Origin of the sequence: Streptomyces sp. NPDC058665 (assembly GCF_042714995.1) — a bacterium.
Taxonomy (GTDB): Bacteria; Actinomycetota; Actinomycetes; order Streptomycetales; family Streptomycetaceae; genus Streptomyces.
In genome coordinates, this window is the sequence record NZ_JBHXRX010000136.1 from 1 (window position 1) to 3,097 (window position 3,097).

A 3,097-nucleotide genomic window follows, 5' to 3' on the forward strand; every position below is an offset into this window, starting at 1 on the left:
GCCTTGTCGGCCAGAACCATGTCCGGCCTGGTCCGGGGCCGCCCGCGTGGGCGAGGGACGCGAAGTTGGGCCATCACGTCCGGAAAAGCGGGCGCGTCGTCGGCCTGTCCGGCGGTGAGAACGAAAGCCAGAGGCCGGCAGTGGGCGTCGGCGAGAGGGATCTTTGTGGTCGGTCTTCCGCAGGGCCGGCCGATGGCATGGTCGGGCGGCTCGCCGACCGGGGCCCCTTTTCGCGGCCCCGGCAGCGTGCTGGTGAGCGCGCACGATCGTCGAGTCCATCGAGACGGCCCAGTCCAGGTCCTCGTCGGCATCGGTCTGGGCCGTGAAGGCGGGCTCCACTGTTACCCCTGTTGGGGGCATGCCGCCGTGGCCGCGGTCGCGGATCCTACGCGGCCGGGCGGGTTCAGCCGGCGCATGGTGCAGAGCCGGGCGGTAGACATGCAGGTCGGCGTGGCCCATCACCACGATCGTCCTTGTCGTCGCATCCAGGCGCTGACCTTCTGTCGGGAGCGGTCACCATGGGACGTCCATGCCCTCCCAGGTGGTGAAGGTGCCGGTCGGCCCGGTCGGCCCGAGGCGGGCGACGCGCACCACCTCACGGACGGCGTCCTCGACCGACTCCGTCCCCTCGAAGTTGACCAGTGCGGTGTTCGCGAACCCCGGTGAGACGAGGTTGACCTTGATGTCGGTCGCTTCCAGCTCGATCATCATGGACAGCGTCACGGCGTTGAGCGCCGTCTTCGATGCGGCGTAGATCGGCTCGAAGGCCGAGTGGACCGGGAGGGTCGGGTCGGCAGCGATTGTCAGCGAGCCCAGTGCGCTCGTGACGTTCACGATTCGCGCATCCGATGACTTGCGAAGCAGTGGCAGCATGGCCTGGTACACCGCCAGGGCGCCGAAGACGTTCACCTCCCAGACGGCCCGCACCTCGTCGAGCGGTGCGATGCTCGTCTCCGACATGGCGCGGAGCTCGGCCAAGTCGCGGACGTCGGCGCGGGTGGTGGAGATACCCGCGTTGTTGACGAGCAGGTCGAGCCGGCCGGCCTCCTCACGGATCCGCTCGGCGGCCGAGGCGATCGACGCCGCGTCGGTCACGTCGAGCTGGAGCGCGGTGGCACCGTCGCCGATCTCGGCGGCCGCCGTCTCGCCGCGGGCGAGGTCGCGGGACCCGACGAACACGGTGACGCCGTCGGAGACCAGCTCTTTCGCGACCTGCTTGCCCATGCCCTGGTTGGCTCCGGTGACGAGAGCGATGCGGTTCGTGGGCACGAGGGCCCTCCCTTGTTGGATGCGGGTGCAGTGGAGGAGCGCTCGTGCCACCCGGCACACGTCGCGCTCCACGGCAACCCTGCGGTACCTTCGGCAGACGGGGAAGACTCTCTCGAGCCTGGTACTGGGAGGGCCAGTCAACGGATGGCCGGGGGGCAGAATGGTGTTCATGCCGACGAGGACCAGGGTGGACTTCGGGAAGTATCTGCGTCATCAGCGCGCCATGATGGCACCGCCCAAGCAGCCAACCGACTGGCCGGCGTCACGGCGACGGGTCCCGGGGCTGCGACGGCAGGAGCTGGCCGAGGCCGCCGGGATCTCCGTCGAGTACTACACCCGCCTCGAGCAGGGGCGGGCGCCGCGTCCGTCGCGGGAGGTCCTCACCGCGCTGGCACGGGCCCTCGGCCTCACGGCCGCCGAGCGGGATCACCTGTTCCGACTCGCCGGCGAGCTGCCCCCCGAGCCGCTCGCCCCTGACAGCGAAATCCGGCCAGGACTCCTCCGACTGCTGCGCGGCCTCGACGACACCGTCCCCGTCACCGTCCACGACGGGCGCCTGGACGTGATGGCGCGCAACGCCGCCGCCGCCGAGCTCCTCGGGCCGCTGTCCAGCGTGGGCCGGTACCGGCGCAACATCGTCCACCAGGGCTTCACGGCCACGGCTCGCCACATCCTCGGAGACGAGGGAGCCCACCAGTACGCCCGGTGGGCCACGGCGGAGCTCCGCTCGGCGATGGGCCGATACCCGAACGACCAGTACCTCCGGTCCCTGTTCACGGAGCTCTCAGCGACCAGTGCCACCTTTCGGAGCCACTGGGCGCAAGGCGAGGTCACGGCAGGGCGGTCCGCCGTGAAACACCTGGCCCACCCGACCCGAGGACGGCTGGCCTTCCAGAGCGAGATGCTCCACGACGCCGAACGGGACCACTGGATCGTGATCTACGCGCCCGCTGAATGATCCGGGATCCGATCGTCCGACCGCAGATGAACGACCAGGCTCGGCCCGATCTTCGGCCTCGTCTCGGCCGGGTTGGAACTCGAATTCGGCATCAACGAGTACGTCGCCCCGCCGCTCCCGGTGTCGATGCCGGCACCGACGGCGCGGTCCCCGTCACAGTCCTCAACCTCGAAGGTCCCCGATCGCGGACTCGGTCCGCGAGACCAGCGGGAGCGTCCGATGAGCTGCGAGCGCCTGCGGCGGCTGGAGTTCGTGCTGCGTCCGCTGAGCGCGTTTGCCGGGCAGGGGTCGGCCGACGACGACCAGGCGGGTGCCGGCGTCGATGACGACCTGGTGGTTGGTCGAGTACCGGTAGTTCTTGGACTGCTCCGCCACGGCGTGGTCCCGGGTCGGGACCAGGGTGCCGTCCACGATGAGCACGGTGTCCTTGGCGAACCGCCGGCGGGGCTGGAGCGCGAACATCGGCCCGAGGTGGTCGATGATGCGGTTCGCTGCCGACTTGGACACCCCGAAGAGCGGGGCGAGCCGGCGCATCGTCACGTTCGTGCGCCAGTAGGCCGCGACCAGCAGAGCCCGGTCCTCCAGCGGGAGACTCCACGGCCGGCCCTTGCGGACCGCATCCGCACCCTCGCGCCGCAGTACGGTCACCAGCTTGGCGAACAGACGAGGGCTCAGCCCGGTGAACGGGGCTGTCCAGGACGGCTCCGACGCCGTGATCACACCAGCCACGGCAAGATCATCCCACCCGTGACCAGCAGTTACGGGATAACCCTTAGGGCTTGCAGATCATCAAGGTGTTGCTTCCCGGCCTGGGGCTCGTTGGTGTGGTATGCACATCCCGGACGAGATCTGTGACCAACTCTCCGCAAA

2 protein-coding genes and 2 pseudogenes are annotated in these 3,097 nt (G+C 69.6%); 1 reads left to right on the plus strand and 3 read right to left on the minus strand.

Going from position 1 to position 3,097, the window contains the following annotated elements:
- A pseudogene (locus ACFWV8_RS38190) lies at positions 1-324 on the minus strand (IS5/IS1182 family transposase); the annotation flags it as partial.
- A gap of 189 nt (positions 325-513) precedes the next feature.
- Complete coding sequence (locus ACFWV8_RS38195) at positions 514-1,269, minus strand: SDR family NAD(P)-dependent oxidoreductase (protein WP_384215080.1); 756 nt, start codon at positions 1,267-1,269, stop codon at positions 514-516.
- Positions 1,270-1,438: 169 nt separating this feature from the next.
- Here ACFWV8_RS38195 and ACFWV8_RS38200 point away from each other — a divergent pair, with 169 nt between their 5' ends.
- A complete protein-coding gene (locus tag ACFWV8_RS38200) occupies positions 1,439-2,227 on the plus strand; it encodes a helix-turn-helix domain-containing protein (protein ID WP_384215081.1) in 789 nt (262 codons plus the stop codon).
- A 270-nt stretch (positions 2,228-2,497) separates the two neighbouring features.
- Here the strand turns inward: ACFWV8_RS38200 and ACFWV8_RS38205 are convergent.
- Positions 2,498-2,956 (minus strand): annotated as a pseudogene (locus ACFWV8_RS38205) (transposase family protein); the annotation flags it as partial.
- Between the last annotated feature and the right edge of the window lie 141 nt (positions 2,957-3,097).